This window comes from Magnetospirillum gryphiswaldense MSR-1 v2, from assembly GCF_000513295.1.
GTDB classification, from domain to species: domain Bacteria; phylum Pseudomonadota; class Alphaproteobacteria; order Rhodospirillales; family Magnetospirillaceae; genus Magnetospirillum; species Magnetospirillum gryphiswaldense.
The window spans coordinates 2,306,897-2,325,923 of record NC_023065.1; the positions used below are offsets into that span (position 1 = coordinate 2,306,897).

At 64.4% G+C, this 19,027-nt stretch carries 13 protein-coding genes; 7 read left to right on the plus strand and 6 right to left on the minus strand.

Annotation, left to right across the window (positions count from 1 at the left end; genetic code table 11):
- Together MGMSRV2_RS10850 and MGMSRV2_RS10855 are read right to left on the minus strand one after the other, a co-directional pair.
- The gene (locus tag MGMSRV2_RS10850) at window positions 1-1,230 is read right to left on the minus strand and encodes an ABC transporter substrate-binding protein (protein ID WP_024080406.1); all 1,230 of its coding nucleotides are present in this window, start codon (window positions 1,228-1,230) and stop codon (window positions 1-3) included.
- Between the two features lie 4 nt (window positions 1,231-1,234).
- On the minus strand, window positions 1,235-3,574 hold the full coding sequence (locus MGMSRV2_RS10855; protein WP_024080407.1) for a Tex family protein: 2,340 nt from the start codon (window positions 3,572-3,574) through the stop codon (window positions 1,235-1,237).
- 184 nt (window positions 3,575-3,758) lie between these two features.
- On the opposite strand from MGMSRV2_RS10855, the gene MGMSRV2_RS10860 reads away from it, so the two are divergent.
- From MGMSRV2_RS10860 to MGMSRV2_RS10870, 3 genes are read left to right on the plus strand one after another with little or no spacing between them, the layout of a single operon-like run.
- The gene (locus MGMSRV2_RS10860; RefSeq protein WP_024080408.1) at window positions 3,759-6,404 is read left to right on the plus strand and encodes a glycosyltransferase; all 2,646 of its coding nucleotides are present in this window, start codon (window positions 3,759-3,761) and stop codon (window positions 6,402-6,404) included.
- A 42-nt stretch (window positions 6,405-6,446) separates the two neighbouring features.
- Entirely contained in the window at window positions 6,447-7,442 is a 996-nt protein-coding gene (locus MGMSRV2_RS10865; protein WP_041633573.1) for an NADH-quinone oxidoreductase subunit B family protein, read from the plus strand.
- On the plus strand, window positions 7,439-8,854 hold the full coding sequence (locus tag MGMSRV2_RS10870; RefSeq protein ID WP_024080410.1) for a nickel-dependent hydrogenase large subunit: 1,416 nt from the start codon (window positions 7,439-7,441) through the stop codon (window positions 8,852-8,854). The genes MGMSRV2_RS10865 and MGMSRV2_RS10870 overlap by 4 nt, the downstream gene beginning before the upstream one ends.
- Window positions 8,855-8,870: 16 nt before the next feature.
- Here MGMSRV2_RS10870 and MGMSRV2_RS10875 read toward each other — a convergent pair whose 3' ends face one another.
- The 4 genes from MGMSRV2_RS10875 to MGMSRV2_RS10890 all read right to left on the minus strand — a co-directional run bounded on the left by MGMSRV2_RS10875 (window position 8,871) and on the right by MGMSRV2_RS10890 (window position 14,801).
- Entirely contained in the window at window positions 8,871-10,799 is a 1,929-nt protein-coding gene (locus MGMSRV2_RS10875) for a DNA translocase FtsK (protein WP_024080411.1), read from the minus strand.
- A 1-nt stretch (window position 10,800) separates the two neighbouring features.
- Window positions 10,801-11,232, minus strand: a complete 432-nt coding sequence (locus MGMSRV2_RS10880; protein ID WP_024080412.1) for a PAS domain-containing protein — start codon at window positions 11,230-11,232, stop codon at window positions 10,801-10,803.
- 148 nt (window positions 11,233-11,380) lie between these two features.
- On the minus strand, window positions 11,381-12,685 hold the full coding sequence (locus MGMSRV2_RS10885) for a hemolysin family protein (protein ID WP_024080413.1): 1,305 nt from the start codon (window positions 12,683-12,685) through the stop codon (window positions 11,381-11,383).
- A gap of 1 nt (window position 12,686) precedes the next feature.
- Window positions 12,687-14,801, minus strand: a complete 2,115-nt coding sequence (locus tag MGMSRV2_RS10890) for a hypothetical protein (protein WP_024080414.1) — start codon at window positions 14,799-14,801, stop codon at window positions 12,687-12,689.
- A gap of 201 nt (window positions 14,802-15,002) precedes the next feature.
- Between MGMSRV2_RS10890 and MGMSRV2_RS10895 the strand changes: the two genes are divergently transcribed.
- From MGMSRV2_RS10895 to hybB, 4 genes are all read left to right on the plus strand, one after another.
- Entirely contained in the window at window positions 15,003-15,356 is a 354-nt protein-coding gene (locus MGMSRV2_RS10895) for a hypothetical protein (protein WP_024080415.1), read from the plus strand.
- A 364-nt stretch (window positions 15,357-15,720) separates the two neighbouring features.
- Complete coding sequence (locus MGMSRV2_RS10900) at window positions 15,721-16,842, plus strand: hydrogenase small subunit (RefSeq protein WP_024080416.1); 1,122 nt, start codon at window positions 15,721-15,723, stop codon at window positions 16,840-16,842.
- A 5-nt stretch (window positions 16,843-16,847) separates the two neighbouring features.
- Window positions 16,848-17,831, plus strand: coding sequence for a hydrogenase 2 operon protein HybA (gene hybA, locus MGMSRV2_RS10905; protein WP_024080417.1), 984 nt, complete (start codon window positions 16,848-16,850; stop codon window positions 17,829-17,831).
- Between the two features lie 6 nt (window positions 17,832-17,837).
- Window positions 17,838-19,022: a Ni/Fe-hydrogenase cytochrome b subunit gene (gene hybB / locus MGMSRV2_RS10910; protein ID WP_024080418.1), complete on the plus strand. Its 1,185-nt coding sequence runs from the start codon at window positions 17,838-17,840 to the stop codon at window positions 19,020-19,022.
- Window positions 19,023-19,027 lie beyond the last annotated feature (5 nt).

Genomic DNA, 19,027 nt, shown 5'->3' on the forward strand with positions numbered 1-19,027 from the left:
CTAATTCTTTTTGGTCGGCTTGGGGACCGGTGTCACGTATTCTTCCGGCCAGTGCAATCCGCAGGACGCCGTATGCGGATCACGCCATTCCCGCGACAAGGTGGCCATGGTTTCATGCGTCAACCGCCCCTTGGCGTCGCGCCCCACCTTGATCAGGTGATAGGGCATGATCGGCTGATGATTGTGGTTGAAGTGAAACAATCCGCGCACCGAGGGGAATTCGGCCCGCCGAAGAGCCGCCCGCATGGCCTCGGAATCATGGGTCTTGCCGTTATTGGCCTTGACTGCCGCGTCCAACAACAAGGCAGCGTCAAAGCCCCGCGCCGCCCGCTCCGATGCCGGCCTGCCGAATTCACCGTCGAAATCGCCAACCAGACGCTTATTGCCGGGACTGTCCAGATCGGGCGTCCAATTGGCGACGGCGCGCACATCCAGCGCCGCGTCGCCCATGGCCGGCAACAAGGGCCGGGCCACCGCGTCGGAGGAGACATAAAGTGGCGCCATCTCTTTGCCACCGGCGGCATCGTAGGCACGGATGAACGCCCCCCCCATGCCGCCCGCCAACAGGGAATAGACCGCATCCGGCCTGATTTCGCCGATACGCCGCAATTCCCGATCAAAGGTGGCGGCGCCACGTTTGGCGTGCAGAACCGTGACGTCAAAGGGAAAGCTGGATTTCAGCGCCGTCACCGCCAGATCGGCCATACCGGCTTCGGGGGCAACAACGACCAGCTTGCGGATTCCATCGGCGTTGAGATGCTGGCCCAGCAGCACATGGGCGGCATCCAAGGGCGGCGCCAAGGTGAACATGTTGGCATTGCACTCGGCCCCGGCCACCGCCGGCGGCGGCATCTCCAGGTTCAGCACGAACAGCCTTGATTGCGCCAGCACCGGCTGCATGGCCGCCAGCGACGGCATGGACACGGCGGTGACGATCATGTCCAACCGTTCGCTTTGGATCAGGCGCGCCGCCTGCTTGCGGGCGATATCGGGCGAACCCTTGTCGTCCACCGCCACCACCCGCACTTCCTGATTGCTGAAGCGTCCACCCAATTGCCGCAAGGCCAGGGTAAAGCCGTCGACGCCGTCCAGCCCGGCCACCGCCCCACCGCCCGAGCGGGTGGCGACGAAGCCAATAACGATGGACGGATCACTGGCCCCGGCAGGGCCTGCCGCCCGTGCCGGAGCGGCGGCACACAGCATCAGGGCCAGGATCGCCAACGGCCGCATGGGCTTACCCCTTTTTCTTGGCACGGGCGAAGGCCTCGGCAAAGGCACCGCCGCCCAGACCGCCACCGCCATTGCCGGCGGGCTTCGCTTCCATCCGCGCCTTGGGCGCCGGACGGGCATCGCGCTGCTGTTCCTGCGGTCGCGCCTGGGCTGGGGCGTCGTTCTTGCGCATGGTCAGCGCGATGCGCTTGCGCTTCAAATCCACTTCCAACACCTTGACGCTGACCACGTCGCCGGGCTTGACCACCTCGTGCGGGTCCTTGACAAAGCGGTCGGCCAGGGCCGACACGTGGACCAGCCCGTCCTGATGCACGCCGATATCGACGAAGGCGCCGAAATTGGTGACGTTGGTGACCACCCCTTCCAGGATCATGCCCGGCTGCAAATCCTGCATGGTTTCCACCCCGTCCTTGAACGAGGCGGTCTTGAATTCGGGGCGGGGATCGCGGCCCGGCTTTTCCAGTTCCTTGAGGATGTCCTTGATCGTGGGCTCGCCGAAGCGGTCATCGGTGAACTGAGCCGCCTTCAGCCCGCGCAGGAAGGTGACGTCGCCGATCATCGCCGCCAGATTGCGGCCGGTGGCGGTGGCCATGCGCTTGACCACATCATAGGCTTCCGGGTGGACGGCCGAGGCATCCAGCGGGTTGTTGCCGTTGGCCACGCGCAGGAAGCCGGCGGCCTGCTCGAACGCCTTCGGCCCCAGCCGGTCCACCTGCTTCAGGCCGGAGCGGCTGTCGAACGGACCGTTGGCATCGCGGAAGGCGACGATATTGGCGGCGACGGCGGGGCTGAGGCCGGCGACACGGGCCAACAGCGGGGCCGAGGCGGTATTGACCTCGACGCCGACGGCGTTGACGCAATCTTCCACCACCGCATCCAATTGCCGGCCCAGGCGGGACTGGTTGACGTCGTGCTGGTACTGGCCGACGCCGATGGATTTGGGGTCGATCTTGACCAGTTCGGCCAGCGGGTCTTGCAAGCGCCGGGCGATGGAGACGGCACCGCGCAAGCTGACGTCGAGGCCGGGGAATTCCTTGGCCGCCAGTTCCGATGCCGAATAGACCGAGGCGCCGGCTTCCGACACCACCAGTTTTTGCAAATTCAGTTCCGGGTGACGCTTCATCAGCTCGACCACCAGCCGCTCGGTCTCGCGGCTGGCGGTGCCGTTGCCGATGGCCACCAACTCCACCTTATGCTTGCGACACAAAGCCGCCAGCGTCAGCAGCGAGCCCATGACGTCCTGCTTGGGCGGGAACGGATAGACGGTGTTGGTGTCCACCACCTTGCCGGTCTGGTCGACCACCGCCACCTTGACGCCGGTACGGATGCCGGGATCAAGCCCCAGGGTCGGGCGCAGGCCGGCGGGGGCCTGCAACAGAAGCGCGCGCAGATTGCGGGCGAAGACGCTGATGGCTTCCTCTTCCGCCGCTTCACGCAGGCGCCCGGTCAGCTCCAACTCCAAATGCAGATGAATCTTCACCCGCCAGGCCCAACGCACGGTTTCCACCAGCCAGGAATCGGCGGCGCGGCCCCGGTCGGCGACGTTGAAGGCGCGCGCGATCTTCAACTCGCACTCGCCCGGGCCTTTGAAAACCTGGCCTTCCGGGGTGGCGGCTTCGTCGCCGGGCAACAGTTTCAGGTTCAAAACGTTTTCGTTGCGCCCCCGCAACAGGGCCAAGGCGCGATGGGACGGGATGGCCTTGATCGCTTCGCGGTAATCGAAATAGTCGCTGAACTTGGCGCCCTTTTCCGCCATGCCCTCGGCCAGGGTGGAAAACACCACGCCCTTGTCCCACAGCAGGTCGCGCAGGGCGGCCAGCAGATCGGCGTCCTCGGCCATGCGTTCCATCAGGATCTGGCGGGCGCCGTCCAGCGCGGCTTTGACATCGGCCACGGCTTCGGTGACGAACTTGGCGGCTTCCGCCTCGGGTGACAGATTGGGATCGCCCAGCAGGGCATCGGCCAGCGGCTCCAGCCCGTTCTCGCGGGCGATCTGGGCCTTGGTCCGGCGCTTTTGCTTATAGGGCAGGTACAGGTCTTCCAGCCGCGCCTTGCTGTCGGCGGTGACGATCTGCGCAGCCAGTTCAGGTGTCAGCTTGCCCTGTTCGTCGATGGATTTGATGATGGCGGCGCGGCGGTCTTCCAACTCACGCAAATAGATCAGCCGCTCGTCCAAGGTGCGCAACTGGGTATCATCCAGGCCGCCGGTGACTTCCTTGCGGTAACGGGCGACGAAGGGAACGGTGGCGCCTTCGTCCAGCAGGGCGATGGTGGCGGTCACCTGGGCTTCGCGCACCCCCAGTTCCTGGGCGATACGGGCGGCGATGGAGGGAAGAGCGGTCATCGAGCATCCATTGATGGTTCAGCTTGAACCGTGTTGTTTAGCGCGCCCAGCCCGTGGGGGGAAGTCTAATCACCCCGCCCCAATTTTGCCGCATGCCCGTGCTGCCATCGTGGTCTCTGGACAGCCGATTCCATAGGGAATACTGTCCGGGTGATATATTCCTCCTTGGCGGATTGCAGATTCCATGCGTTTTTCCGGCTTTCTGGTCCTTCTCGTCATCATGCTCGCCAATCTGGGCTTTTGGTCCGCGCTCAACCAGCCCAAGACCGGGCTGCCGTGGTCCGGCACCATCCAGTCGGTATCATTCTCGCCGTCGCGCGCCGACGACGATCCGACCATCGCCCGGCTGATGCCGCATATGGAAGACACCCTACTCGCCACCCGCGAGGAGATGGACGAAGACTTGGCCATGCTGTCGGGCACGGTGCAGATGGTCCGCACCTATTCCACCTTGGAAGGGTTGGACCAGGTGCCCGAACTGGCCGGCAAGCACGGCCTGAAGGCGCTGCCCGGCGCTTGGCTGGACGAACGTCTGGGCCGCAACGAGCGCGAGATCGCCAACATCATCCGCATCGCGCGCGACAATCCCAACGTCGAACGCATCATTGTCGGCAACGAAAACCTGACCCTGCACCGCCTGACGCCGGAGCAGATGATCCGCTATATCCGCCGCGTCCGCGCCGAAGTGCCGGCCCGCGTCAAGATCAGCACGGCGGAAGCGTGGTCGATCTGGCTGGAACACCCTGAACTGGCCCAGGAAGTGGATTACATCACCATCCACACCCTGCCGTTCTGGGAGCGGGTCAATATCGACGAAGCCCTGCCCTTCACCCAGCGCATGGTACACGAGGTCAAGGCCGCCTATCCCGACAAGCCCTTGTTCATCGGCGAAGTGGGCTGGCCGTCGGCGGGCCGGTCCTATGGTCGGGCCGAGCCCAGTCTGGTCAACCAGGCCCTGTTCCTGCGCCGCTTCCTCAACTGGGCCAATGAGGAAGGGCTTGATTACAACGTGGTCGAGGCCTTCGACCAGCCGTGGAAAGTGAACCTGGACGGGACCGCGTCGGAAAAGCATTGGGGCATCTTCAGCGTCGAACGCACGCCCAAATTCGACTGGATCGGCCCGGTCATCGAGTTCCAGGAATGGCCGTTCCAGGCCGCCGCCGCCACCTTGATCGCCTTCTTGCCGGTGGTGTGGTTCCTGATGCGCTGGAAGGATTTGCGCCTCGCCGGCAAGGTGTTCTTCGGCATGCTGGTGCAGTTCGCCGCCACCTTGGTGATCTGGACCATGTCGACGCCGGTGGTGCGCGATCTGGCTCCGGCCACCGAGTTGATGATCTTCGTCCTGCTGCCGGCGCAATTGCTGTTGCTGGTGGTGGTGCTGATCAACGGCATCGAAGTGACCGAGCTGACATGGTCAGGGCGGCTCAAGCGCGGCTTCAAACCGCATCCGCGCGACGTCATCAAGCGCTATCCCAAGGTGTCGCTGCATCTGCCTTGCTATAACGAGCCGCCCGAGATGGTCAAGCTGACCCTCGACAGTCTGTTGGCGCTCGACTACCCCAACTTTGAAGTCATCGTGTTGGACAACAACACGAAGAAGGAAGAGGTGTGGAAGCCGGTCGAGGCCTATTGCGCCCAGTTCCCCGACAAGGTGAAGTTCTATCATCTGGCACCCTGGCCCGGAGCCAAGGCCGGTGCCCTTAATTTCGGCCTGTCGGTCACCGACCCGGAAGCCGAGATCATCGGTGTCGTCGATTCCGATTATCAGGTCCGCCGCGACTGGCTGTCGTCGCTGGTGCCCTATTTCGAGGATCCCAAGGTCGGCCACGTGCAGGCGCCGCAAGATCACCGCGACTGGGAACGCGACCTGTTCAAGGAAATGATCAACTGGGAATATGCCGGTTTCTTCGATATCGGCATGGTGTTCAGGAACGAAGCCAACGCCATCATCCAGCACGGCACCATGACCCTGGTGCGCAAGAAGGCCATGGACGACGCCGGCAAATGGGCCGAATGGTGCATCGTCGAGGACGCTGAGCTGGGCCTCAGGATGATGAAGCTGGGCTACGAATCGGTTTATATCCAGGAACGCATGGGCCACGGCCTCGTGCCCGACAGCTTCATGGCCTACAAGAAGCAGCGTTTCCGCTGGGCTTACGGCGCCGTGCAGATCTTGAAGGCCCATTGGAAGAGCCTGATTCCGTTCAAGGAAACCGGCCTGACGGCGGGACAGAAATACCACTTCGTCTCGGGCTGGCTGCCGTGGTTTGCCGACGGCTTCTATCTGATGTTCTGCCTGACCAGCCTGTTCTGGACGGCGGGCATGGTGCTGGCGCCGCGTTATTTCGACACGCCCTTGGCCTTCTTCATCCTGCCCACGGTCGGCGTGTTCATCGCCAAGATCATCCACCACATCTTCCTCTACACCACTCGGGTGAAATGCGGCTGGAAACAGCGTCTGCTGTCGGCGGTGGCCGGCATGGGCCTGACCTATGCCATCGCCTGGGCCATGTGGCAGGGTATCTTCACCAAGCACACGCCGTTCATGCGCACGCCCAAGATGGCGGAAAAGGTCGGCCTGAAGGACGCGGTGAAGATGACCGCCGAGGAAACCACCCTGATGCTGGCCCATTGGGCGGCGGCGGTGGCGGTGCTGATCCCCGGCCCCAATGCCCAAGACCCGGAAATCCGGCTGTGGGCGGTGGTGCTGGTGGTGCAATCCATGCCGTTCCTGGCGGCCCTGGTCAGCTCGGTCATCTCGACCCTGCCCTCGCGCCCGGCTCCGGTGGAAAAGGCGCCCGACGCCCCCACACCCGCCGCCGCCGAATAGCGCTGTTGCATGGTTCATGAAGGCCAGCCTAAGCTGGCCTTCATGAGCACCCCTTTCTCCATCCTTTGGCTTCAAGCCGGTTCCTGCGGCGGCTGCACCATGTCGGCCCTGGCCGCCGACGATGTCGGGCTGGTGCAGGCGCTGGCCCGTTTCGGCATCCACCTGCTGTGGCACCCGTCACTGTCGGAGGAAACCGGCGCCGATGCCCTTGCCATCCTGGCCGAGTGCGCCAGCGGCACGACCAAGGTCGATGCGCTTTGCGTGGAAGGGGCGGCGCTGACCGGCCCGCATGGATCGGGGCGCTTTCAGATGATGTCGGGCACCGGCTTGCCCATGACCCATTGGATCAAGGCCATCGCCGCCCAGGCCGAGCACGTGGTGGCAGTGGGATCATGCGCCGCCTTCGGCGGCATTCCGGCGACCGAGGCCAACCCCACCGACGCGGTCGGCCTGCAATATGGCGATCATGGCCTGCTGGGGCCGGATTTTCGCGGGCGCGCCGGTCTGCCGGTGATCAACATCGCCGGCTGCGCCCCCCATCCCGGCTGGCTGATCGAAACCCTGGCCGAGCTGGCGTTGTCGGGCGCTTGCGCGCTTGACAGCCTGGGCCGCCCGCGCAGTTTCGCCGACCACCTGGCCCATCATGGCTGTAGCCGCAACGAGTTCTATGAGTTCAAGGCGTCGGCGGCGCGGTCGTCGGATCGCGGTTGTCTGATGGAAAACCTGGGCTGCAAGGCAACCCAGGCGCCGGGCGATTGCAACATCCGCCGCTGGAACGGCTTCGGTTCGTGCACCGATGGCGGCTATACCTGCATCAACTGCACTTCGCCCGGCTTCCAGGACCCCGGCGCGCCGTTCCAGGAAACCGCCAAGATCGCCGGCATCCCGGTCGGCCTGCCGGTGGACATGCCCAAGGCGTGGTTCGTCGCCCTGGCGGCGTTGTCGAAATCGGCGACGCCCAAACGGGTGCGCGCCAACGCCCATGCCGACCATGTCATCATCCCCCCCGCCCGCCTGCCGCCGAAACAATCGTCATGAATGCCAAACCCACCCGCTTGATCATGGGCCCGTTCAACCGGGTCGAAGGTGATCTGGAAGTCAGCCTGGACATTTCCGCCGGTCAGGTGCAATCGGCCCAGGTCACCGCGCCCTTGTATCGCGGCTTCGAGCAGATCCTGGCCGGGCGCCCGCCGGAAGACGCCCTGGTCATCGCGCCGCGCATCTGCGGCATCTGTTCGGTGTCGCAATCGGTGGCGGCGGCCCGTGCCCTGGCCCAGATCGCCGGCATCGCCATGCCCGACAATGGCCGGCTGGTCACCGATCTGGTACTGGCGGCGGAAAACGCCGCCGACCACCTGACCCATTTCGTCTTGTTCTTCATGCCCGATTTCGCCCGCCCGGTTTATGCCGACCGCCCGTGGTTCGAGGCGGCGCAAAGACGCTTCGCCGCCCAAGGTGGACAAGCGGGGCAAAGTCTGGTGCCGGCGCGCGCCCGTTTCCTGCATCTGATGGGCTTGTTGGCCGGAAAATGGCCGCATTCCCTGGCCTTGCAGCCCGGCGGCGTCACCAAGGGCGTCGACACCAGTGAACGTATCCGCCTGCTGGGCATTCTCGCTGATTTCCGCGCCGCCCTGGAAACCACATTGTTCGCCGACCGGCTGGAACATATCGCCAGCCTCGACAGCGCTGAAAGCCTGAACGCCTGGGCCGATGCCGCTCCCATGGAGCAAGGTGATTTCCGCCTGTTCCTGCACATCGCCCGCGATCTGGAATTGGGCCGCCTGGGCCTGGGACCGACGCGCTTTATCTCATACGGCAGTTTCGGCCTGTGGCCCGCCGGCATCGTCATCAATGGCAACAAAGCCGCCTTCGACCCGACCCTGGTCAGCGAAGATTTGAGCCATGCCTGGATGGACGCCCCCACCCGCCCCGATGCCGACAAGCCGGGGGCTTATTCGTGGTGCAAGGCGCCGCGCCTGGACGGCGCCAGCATGGAAACCGGCGCCTTGGCCCGCCATCTGGTAGCCGGCGATCCGTTGGCGTGGTCGCTGGCGCCCGCGGGCGGCACCGTCGCCGCCCGCGTGGTGCTGCGACTGGTGGAGCTGGCCCGGCTGGTCGTGGCCATGGAAGGCTGGGTCCGCGATCTGCGCCCCGGCCAACCGTTTTGCGTCGAATCCCCCCTGCCCTTGCGCGGCACCGGCCTGGGGCTGGTGGAAGCGGCGCGCGGGGCGCTGTCGCATCGCTTGGGCTGCGATGGCGGCATCATCCGCGACTACGCCATCATCGCGCCGACCACCTGGAATTTCAGCCCGCGCGACCAGGACGGCAATCCCGGCCCGCTGGAACAGGCGCTGGTCGGCGCCCAAGTGCGCGACGGCGAAACCAGCCCGGTCATGGTGCAGCATATCGTCCGCAGCTTCGACCCGTGCATGGTGTGCACGGTGCATTGATAGTCCCCAGGGGCTATCAGTCGAAATCGCCGCCGCGCCGGCCCAGCACCTCGCGCTTGCCCTGGTGGTTGGCCGGGGTGACGATGCCTTCGTCCTCCATGCGCTCGACCAGCCGGGCCGAGCGGTTGTAGCCGACCTGAAGGTGACGCTGGACGAAGCTGATGGACACCTTGCGTTCGCGCAGCACCAGGGCCACCGCCTGATCATAAAGATCGTCGCCGGTGGTGAAACCGCCACCGTCGCTGTCGGCGCCGCCGCCCTCCATCTCGGCCTCGTCGTCATCGGTGATCGAGTCCAGATATTCCGGCTCGCCCTGGGCCTTCAGATGGTTGACCACCTGTTCGACCTCGGCATCCGACACGAACGGGCCGTGCACACGGGTGATGCGACCGCCGGCAGCCATGTACAGCATGTCGCCCTGGCCGACCAATTGTTCCGCCCCCGATTCGCCCAAGATGGTCCGGCTGTCGATGCGGCTGGTCACCTGGAACGAGATGCGGGTGGGGAAATTGGCCTTGATGGTGCCGGTGATCACATCCACCGACGGGCGCTGCGTCGCCATGATCAGATGGATGCCGGCGGCGCGGGCCATCTGCGCCAGACGCTGGATGGCCGCTTCCAGCTCGCGCCCGGCCACCATCATCAGATCGGCCATTTCGTCGACGACGATGACGATATGGGGCAGCCGGCGCAGGTCGATGGGCTGTTCTTCGTAGACCGGTTCACGCGTGCCCTTGTCGAAGCCGACCTGGATGCGGTGGGTCATCTTTTGCCCGGTCCGCGCCAGTTCCAGCAGGCGGGCGTTGAAGCCCTCGATATTGCGCACGCCCAAAAGCGACATGGCGCGATAGCGGGTTTCCATCTCGCGCACCGCCCATTTCAGCGTGCGCACCGCCTTGTCCGGCGCGGTGACCACCGGAGTCAGCAGATGGGGGATGCCGTCATAGATGGACAGCTCCAGCATCTTGGGATCGACCAGGATCAGCCGGCATTCCTCGGGCTTGAAGCGATAGAGCAGCGACAGGATCATGGAATTGACCCCCACCGACTTGCCCGAACCGGTGGTGCCGGCGATCAGCAGATGCGGCATGCGGGCGAGGTCGGCGACCACCGCCTCACCAGCGATGTCCTTGCCCAAGGCCAAGGGCAGATGGCCGGAAAATTCGGTGAAGGCCTTGCTTTCCAGGATTTCGCGGAAAAACACCTTTTCCCGCACCGGGTTGGGCAGCTCGATGCCGATGACGCTACGCCCCGGCACGATGGCGATGCGGGTGGTGATCGAACGCATGGAGCGGGCGATGTCGTCGGCCAGATTGATGACGGTGGACGACTTGGTCCCCGGCAGCGGCTCGAACTCGTACAAGGTGACCACCGGGCCTTGGTGGACCTCCATGATTTCGCCGCGCACCTTGAAATTGCGCAAAACCGTTTCCAGCGCGCGAGCATTGACGGCCAGGGATTCCTCGTCATCCACCGCCTCGGTCCGGGGCGGCGGCGCTTGCAGCAGGTCCACCGCCGGCAGGCGATAGGGTCCGGCGCCGCGCGGGGCGACGACGACGGGCAGCGCCGACACCGGCGGCTCGTCAACGTCCCCATCTTCTTCTTCTTCTTCTTCTTCTTCTTCTTCGTCGTCATCGTCGTCCGCAGCCATATCCGGCGCGGTCAGCGACAATTCGTCTTGCGGCACGTCCTGGTCACGGGCGAAGCATTCGCCCCATTCCACCCCGGCGATGAAGGCGAAAGCGGCGATGGCCGCCAGTTTCTCGTCGGTCTGGCCGGTGCCATAGGCGGTGGTCGCCTCGGGCCGGCCGGGAAACACCTCGATGTCCCATTCCGTCGCGCCATCGTCCCAGGTGTGGCGGACCAAGCGGAAGGGCTTGGAATTGACCGCGCACCAGAAATTGAAATCGGCGGCGCTCATGCTGTCTTCTGCGGTTTTGGTCATCTCAGCTCAGTCTGTAGACGGCGACCAGGATTTTCTCGACCGCGCCTTCCGGGTTGAAAAACGGCAGCAACAAACGCTCCCAGGTCTGGTTGTCGCCGTCGAAATCGGCGCTGTAGGTGCGCGCCGCCGGCTTCGACTGGCTGCGCACCGCTTCGTATTCCTGCGCCAGGATGGAACGCTGCGGCGCCGCCAACTGGTCGATGGACTTGCCGACCATGTCGATGCCGAAGGCCTTGGTCAAATTGGCGCCATAATAGGCATAGCGCAATTGCCCGCCTTCCGGGGTGTCGATGACCACCAGATTGTCCAGCCAGCGGCGCAATTGCGCCGGCTCGAGATCGGCCGCCGAGGGCACGCCCTCGGTGCCGCCGCGATAAAGCCAGAATTGATAAAGGGCGATCAGTTCGGGGTGACGAAGGGGTTCGCTACTCATGTCCTCGCACCGTGAAAGAGTGGAAACAGGTCGTGAACATCGCTGTTGGGGGGAGAGTAGCCGACCTTGCCTCCGGGCTCAATGACAATGGCGAAGAATCAACCGCCGTGACAACGGCAGACGATCAACCCGTGACAACGGCAGAAGATCAGCCGCCGTCTTCGTCCTGGCGGCTGACCAGCACCTTGTCGATGCGGCGGCCATCCATGTCCACCACCTCGAAGCGCCAGCCCTGCCAGACGAAGAAATCGCCGGCGCTGGGGATGCTGCGCGACCGCGACAGGACGAAACCGGCCACGGTGTCGTAATCGCCGTCCTCGCCTTCCATCACCCGGCAGCCCAGGCGGTCGCGGGCGACATCGACGGCAACCGAACCGTCCACCAGCCACGACCCGTCCTGACGCAGGGTAACGGCGCCTTCGTATTCCTCGCCATGTTCCGACAGGCCGCCCAAGATGGCTGACAGGATGTCGGCGGCGGTGACAATGCCTTCGACGCTGCCGTATTCGTCCACCACCAGGGCCAGATGGATGGACGACCGCTTGAGCGTGTCCAGCACCTGCAACGCCGGGGAATTGTCGTGGACCACGTCCACCGGCCTGATCGCCTCGGCCAAGTCCAACGTCTGGCCAGCGAGGAAGCGGTTGAGCAAATCCTTGGCCTGGACCACGCCTAAAATATCGTCGGAACTGCCGCGATAGACCGGCAGACGCGAATGTGGGCTGTCGCGCAGCGCCTGGATGATGCGATCCTGATCCCAGTCCAGGTCGATGGACATCATCTCGTTCCTGGGCGTCATGATGCCTCTGATGCGGCGGTCGCCGAAACGCAGGACACCGGCCAGCAATTCCTGTTCCTCGGGTTCGAAGACACCCGATTGGGTGCCCTCGGCGATCATCGCCTTGACCTCTTCCTCGGTCACCGTCTGGTCGTCGGACTTCTTGATGCGCAAGAGGCGCAAGGCCAGTTTGCTCGAGCCTTCCAGCAGCCACACCAGCGGCAGGGCGACCCGCGCCACCACGGCCATGGGCCGGGCCACGGCGATGGCCACCGCCTCGGGGTTGGCCAGGGCGATCTGCTTGGGCACCAGCTCACCGACGATCAAGGACGCGTAGGTGATGGCGCCGACCACCAGGGCGATGGACAGGATTTCCGCCACCGGATCGAGGATGGGAAAGCCGTTCAGCCAGATTTCCAGATGTCCGGCCAAGGTGGCGCCGGAATAGGCGCCGGCCAGGATACCGACCAAGGTGATGCCGATCTGCACCGATGACAGAAAGCGACCGGGGTTTTCCGCCAGTTCCATGGCCGCCTGGGCACCCTTGCTGCCATCGGCGGCCCGTGCCGCCAAGCGGGCCTTACGCGACGAGACGATGGCCATTTCCGACATGGCGAAACAGCCGTTCAACACGACCAGGAAAACAATGACCGCAATCTCGAAGGCGAGTGACATATCAGCCCATGAACCTGTTGAACATGCCGAAACGCCAAGCGGCGACGGCTCCGCCGGCGATCAGCGCCAGCAACACGAGATATTCCCCCCACGGCCGCTTTTTCTCGGCGAAGGGATCGACCAGCGAGCGTTCCGCCCCCGCCGGCAATTGCGCCAAGGCGGTCAGCGAGCCGCCGAAGGGGATGTTGACGGTGGCCCGGGCGTTCACCGCCCAGCCGGCGGCATCCAAGATAGGGGCCAGATTGCGTTGGCGCAACTTCATGTAGGCGATGACCATGCTGGGGCCGGACACCGCCATGATCAGGCCGAACAGGGCCAGCGGCATCTGCCACCAGGTCAGATTGAGGAAGCCGGTGACCACCGAGGCGATGGCGGTGCCGATGGCCCCCACCGCCAGCCCGAGGGCGGCGAAGATGCCGGCGAATTTGCCGGCGTCGAAGTTTTCCTTGGGCGGGGGAACAGCGCCGGGGGCCAACACCTGACCGGCCACCTTGGTTTGCAGATTGGTTTCCGTCGCTCGGGCCTTGGCCGCCGCCAGCTTCTCGATCTGACCGCCGATGAAGCGGCCCAATTGCTTGTAGGGCGACCAGAAGGCCTGGCGCATGCTGATCGGGTGCTCGACCAGCTTGGTGATGGTGGCGTCCCAGTCGCGGCCCTGGCGGTCGTAGAACACGCCGTTCCTGCCCACCATCAACTGGTCGGAATCGCCCGAGGTAAAGCCGGCCATGACCGTCATCTTCTCGTTGGTGCCGCGACGGACGCAATCGCAATAGACCAGATAGATGCGCGACAGCGTCGCCAAGCTGGCGTGCTTGGCGGCATCGGTGACGTGGAGGCACAGATCGGCGCTGCGGCCATCCAGATAAAGCGTGCCGGCCTGGAACACGGCGCGGTCCTGGCGCGCATAGAATTCCTTGAAGCTGACGAAATTGTTGACCAGACGGAACAGGTACGTGCGGTAGACCACCAGACGCTCGACCGCGTCGATGGCATTGGCCTCGCCCTCCAACGCCTTGTCTTCGGCCACCAGCGCATCCAAAGCCGCTTTGGTGTCGGAAAAGCGCATGGCGCGGATGCGCTCGTCGCCCAGTCTCTCCACCTGGGTCTGCGGCTTTTTCGCCAGCCATTGACCATGGGCGGCGAACCGCGCCTTCATTTCCAGCCACTCGTTTTCCGACAACGACAAGCGGTCATTGGCGACCAGTCGGCGGAAGGCGGTGATCTCGGCTTCCCAGGCTGGATTGATGCCGCGCAACAACGGCAGATCGGCCTGGGGCGACACCGCCGCCAGCGGCAGCGGTCGCAATGCCGCCAGGGCATCGCTGGTGGCAGCGGCGGTCAGTGGCAAAAAGGTTTCCACCGCCGGATTGACGGTCAGGGCGGCGGCATCGGAATAGACCGCCATGCGGCACCGTAAAAAGAAGCCGTCGATCTTGTCGCGCACCGCTTCCAGGGCGGCGCCAGCCTCGGGCGCGACGGCGATGTCGCCGCCGGCGCCCAGCCAATCGCTGTAGGCCTCGATCTCGGCGAAAAAGGCGTCCACCTTGTCCTGACTGATGCCGAGCTGGCCCGAGCGGTCGCTTTCCGCCCCCATGGTCGTCATGATGTCGGTGATGACGGCACGCAAATCCGGGGTATCGGCGGCCTCGACCGGGATGATGCCGTCGCCGTTGAAACGGGTCTGGGCGAAGATGCGCCCGGTATCGCGGGTGTCCTCCAGATCGATGGACATTGCGTCGGCCTTGCCCAGATTGGCCAGGATGCGCCGGGCCGAGGCCAGCACCCGTGCGCCTTCCTCGGTGGTGTCGTCGATACTGTCCAGGCTGACGGCACTGCCCGGCTCGACCAGTTCGTCGCCATGCTTCAGCACCTGCCCAAGCCAGCGCACCGCCGCCAGAATCTCGTTGGCGCGGATACGCCCGTCGGCATCGGTGTCCAGCAATTCCAGGGCGCGGCGGTCAAATTCGATACCTGTGGTCGGGCAGGCCAGCGCCACCCACAATTTCTGGTCCAACTGGTCCAAGGCCAGCAGGTCGGCGCCGGTCTCGATGCGAACCTGATCAAAGCCTCCGGCCCGAAAGAACCTCCAGACATGCGGCGCGGTAGGTGCAGTCACGGGCGGTCTCCATCCGAAAGTGGTGAACAGAGGCTAACCCGGACAGAAGGCAGCGTCCATACGGCAACGAAAATTTGACATGAGGCTGCCTTGGCGCCGCCACGATCTCATCCAAATTTCGCCATTCCGCGCAGGCATCTTGACGCCTGAACGTGAAAGCCGGGTTCGCCCCGTTCACCCATTGATGAAGAGGATAAAACCATGCCGTCAGTTTCCCGCACCCTGGTCTTGGCCATGGCCGCCGGCCTGAGCCTGGGTTCCGTCGCCCTGGCGCAGGATTCTTCGGCGCCACCGGACCGCCAGCAGCGTGTCGAGGACCGCAAGGATCGCCTGGAGCAACGCCGCGATGATCGTAAGGACCGTGCCGAGAATCGCCGCGACGATCGTAAGGACCGCGCCGAGGATCGCCGCGACGACCGCAAGCCGCATGTGGATCAACGCCGCGACGACCACAAGGAACGTCTGGACGAGCGCAAGGAGCGCCGCGAAGACCGCCGCGATGACCGCAGGGAAAATCGCGACGACCGCCGGGATGGCAACGGCAAGCCTCTCTGACCTTCCACCGCAGGATCGCCGGGCCTGGGGACACCCCGGCCCGGCGATTTGTTTGTGCGAGAATCGGCGAAATGGCAACCAACTTTCCACGTGTGGATAAATTTCTTTCACTTCGGAAAACCACCCCACCCTCGCGGCAAGCCCCCTGAACAATGCGGATATCCAGGGATTCCGCCGCCTAAACCCTCCCCCGCAATGCAGCATTTCCTACCCGATGGAGTTGGCACGGTCCTTGCGGAACTATCCTCCAGCCAAATGAGAAGAAGAATGGCGGGAGGCAAACGACGCGGAACGACCCCAAAAGGGCCGTCCCCTGCCCCCCGCTCTTCGCGCCGGATGAGCCCTTGGAGAGGTGGGGATTAGGATGTACGACGACAGCGCCGCCAAATTCGAAACCGATGTCGAGACCCGCTTTGGCGTCTCGCGCCGTGATTTTCTCAAGTTCTGCGCCGCCATGGCCGCCACCATGGGCTTGCCTAAGGGCGCCGACGCGCAGATCGCCGCCGCCATCACCAAGAAGGAACGCCCCTCGGTGATCTGGCTGCATCACCAGGAATGCACCGGCTGTTCCGAATCGCTGCTGCGGTCCGAACACCCGACCCTGGAAAAGCTGATCCTCGACATCATCTCGCTGGACTACCACGAGACCCTGTTCGCCGCTGCCGGCCATCAGGCCGAAGCCGCCCGCAAGGCGGCCATGGAGAAGAACAAGGGCAAGTACATCCTGGTGGTGGAAGGCGCCATCCCCATGAAGGATGGCGGCATCTACTGCAAGATCGGCGGCCAGACCTCGTACGAGTTGACCAAGGAAGTGGCCGCCCACGCCGCCGCCATCGTCGCCGTCGGCTCCTGCGCCTCGTGGGGCGGCATGCCGTCGACGCCGCCCAACCCCACCGGGTCCACCGGCGTGGCCGAGGCCCTGGGCCGCAAGGACGTGGTCACCATCCCCGGCTGCCCGCCCAACCCCTATAACATCCTGGCCACCATCGTTCACTTCCTCACCTTCGGCGCCCTGCCCAAGGTGGATGAACTGGGCCGCCCGACCTTCGCCTATGGCCGCCTGATCCACGACAATTGCGAGCGCCGCAGCCATTTCGACGCCGGTCGCTTCGCCCTGGAATTCGGCGATCCCGGCCACCGCAAGGGCTATTGCCTGTACAAGCTGGGCTGCAAGGGCCCGGAAACCTATGCCAATTGCCCGTCCATCCTGTTCAACGACGTCGGCACCGGCTCGTGGCCGGTGGGCACCGGCCACCCCTGCATCGGCTGCACGGAAAAGCATATCGGCTTCGAGAAGCCCATCCACGCTTTGGCGACGCTCAAGACCAACCCGCCCACCAGCTATCCCCGCATCGTCGAGGAACAGGGCGCCGGTGCCAGTGTGGCGGCGGCGGCGGTGGTCGCCGGTGTGGCCGGTCTGGCCATCGGTGCCGGCATGAAGATCGCCGGCAATCTGGGCAAGAGCGAAACCAAGGACGGCGAGTAATCGACATGAGTGTCAACCGTCGAGACTTCATCAAGGGGGCTGCCGGAGGCGGCGCCGCGCTGGCGACAGCGGCGGTGGTGTCGGTTCCGTCCCCCGCCCAAGCCCGGCCCAATCTGGAAATGTCACCCAACGCGGTGGGGCTGTTGTTCGATTCCACTCTGTGCGTCGGCTGCAAGGCCTGCGTTTCCGGCTGCAAGGAGGCCAACGGCCTGCCGGCGGACGTGAACACCAGCGACGCCCTGTGGGACACGCCGTTGGATATCGGCCCCAAGACCTACAACGTCATCAAGCTGTACGCCGACGGCACCGCCGATCACAAGGACCAGGAAAAGGACGGCTTCGCCTTCATCAAGAAGTCGTGCATGCATTGCGTCGATCCCTCTTGCGTCTCGGTCTGCCCGGTTTCGGCCATGACCAAGGACAAGCAGACCGGCATCGTCGGCTATAACGCCGATATCTGCATCGGCTGCCGCTATTGCGTCGCCTCGTGCCCGTTCGGCGTGCCGCAATCGGAATTCGACACGCCGACGCCCAAGATCAAGAAGTGCGAGATGTGCCGTCATCGTCAGGCCGAGGGCAAGATCCCGGCCTGCGCCGAGGTGTGCCCGACCGGCGCCACCATCTTCGGGCCATTGACCGCCATCAACGAGGAAATCGCGCGCCGCCGCGCCATGAAGGCGGGCGAGGCCAATGTGTTCGAACGCCGCACCATCGGTTCCGGCGACACCCATGAACGTCCCGCCGCCCAATACGTCAACCACGTCTATGGCGAGACCGAAGTGGGCGGCACCCAGTTCCGCCACATGGCCGGCGTGCCCTTCGACAAGCTGGGCTATCCCAATTTGCGCGAAAAATCGTTCGCCTCGGAATCCGAAGGCATCCAGCACACCCTGTACAAGGGGCTGATCGCCCCGGCGGTGGTGCTGGGCGGACTGGTGTGGGCGGCCAAGCGGGCGTCCCACATCGACGACGAACACCCGGAGGAGTGAGCGGACATGGCTGGATTCCATAACGAGCACGAACCCCTGGGCGGTTCGATCCTTTCCAAGACCACCATCATCTGCGGCATCCTGGCCTTCATCGCCGTGGTGCTGCTGGCCAAGCGCATGGTCCTGGGCCTGGGCTCGGTCACCAATCTGAACAACGGCTACCCTTGGGGATTGTGGATCGTCTACGACGTGGTCATCGGCACCGCCTTCGCCTGCGGCGGCTATGCCATGGCGGTGTTGACCTACATCCTCAACAAGGGCGAATACCACCCGCTGGTGCGTCCGGCCCTGCTGGCCTCGTGCTTCGGCTACACGCTCGGCGGTATTTCCATCATCTTCGATCTGGGCCGCTGGTGGAACGCCTGGCACATCCTGGTGCCCGGCTACATGCAGACCAATTCGGTGATGTTCGAAGTCGCCCTGTGCGTCATGGCCTATATCCTGGTGCTGTGGGTCGAGTTCGCCCCGGCCATCCTGACCCGTTTCAAGCTGCTGCATCTGCGCAAGAAGCTGGACAAGGTTTTGTTCGTGTTCATCGCCTTGGGCGTGCTGCTGCCCAGCATGCACCAAAGCTCGCTCGGCACGCTCTTGGTGGTCATGGGCTATCAGATCCATGAATTGTGGCAGACCCCGATCCTGCCGCTGTTGTTCCTGATGAGCGCCATCACCATGGGCTTTTCCATCGTCGTGTTCGAGGCCCTGCTGGGGTCCGGCGGTTTCCAGCGTTCGGTCAAGCACGAGATGCCGCAGCTGGGCAAGCTGGCCGCCATCATCCGCACCATGATGATCGTCTATCTGGTGGTCCGCTTCGGCGACCTCGCCGTGCGCGGTGCCTTGGGGGCGATCTTCACCTCGGGCCTCAAGTCGGTGATGTTCCTGATCGAAATCGCCCTGTTCGCCACCCCGGTGGTGCTGTTCTCGTCGGCGCAAAAGCGCGCCAGCAAGAAGTTCCTGTGGATCGGCGCCTGCTGCCTGTTGCTGGCCGGCGCGCTTTACCGCCTGGACGCCTTCCTGGTCGCCTACCAGACCGGGGCCGGCTGGAGCTACTTCCCCTCGGTGCAGGAATTGCTGGTGACCATCGGCATCATCGCCGCCGAGATCCTGCTGTACATCGTCTTCGTCCGGAAGTTCCCGGTTTTCTACACCCACAAGCTTACGCCGGCCGAACTGGCCGCGGCGCACACCAAGTAAGGAGC